This is a genomic window from Cellulomonas citrea (assembly GCF_009829685.1).
In the GTDB taxonomy this organism is placed as follows: domain Bacteria; phylum Actinomycetota; class Actinomycetes; order Actinomycetales; family Cellulomonadaceae; genus Cellulomonas; species Cellulomonas citrea.
In genome coordinates this window covers 1-567 of sequence record NZ_VWSD01000366.1, presented here as the reverse complement: position 1 = coordinate 567, position 567 = coordinate 1, and the positions used below count along the sequence as shown (strand labels likewise).

General features: G+C 61.2%; 1 protein-coding gene. It reads right to left on the bottom strand.

The window, feature by feature from the left end; genetic code table 11:
• The coding region (locus tag F2B26_RS16770; protein WP_159811231.1) for an HlyD family secretion protein at nt 1-567 on the bottom strand (567 nt) is incomplete at both ends.

Here is a 567-nt window from a genome sequence, read left to right as displayed (position 1 = left end):
ACCGCGACGCGTTGGCCGACCTTGATAAAGCCAATATCCTTGTTTTGGACGAACGCTTCGACCGAGATCCCACTGTTGCAGCTCGATGCGCTGGTTACATCGCCGGAGGTGCACGGCACGATTACCATTAACGGCTGAGCAGGCTGGACCACGCCGCCAATTGTGCTGACCGCAAGCTGCTGGACAACGCCGTCGACGGGCGCGCGCAGTTCTTGGAACTGTCGGCGGCGCTCGGCCTTGCGCAGTTCCTCGCTGGCGAGACTTGCGCGATCATTGGCTTCGGCGAGATCGGTGACGGCTGTGCGCCCGAACCCCGCGCGCAAGCTGCGCAGTTCGGCATCGAGCCGCCCGATCGAGGCTTCGGCCCGCATCCTGTTCGCCTGCTGGACCTCGATGTTGCGGATATGCTCGGCACGCAGCTGTTCGTATTCGAGGAGTTTAAGCTTTGAGTAGAACCCCTTCTCAGCGAGTTCAGCACGCGCATTCATCTGCTGGTCGATATAGGGCAGCGCTTCTTCGAGCTTGGCGATCTCAGCATTGGCCGCCGCAAGGGCAGCCTGATTTTCG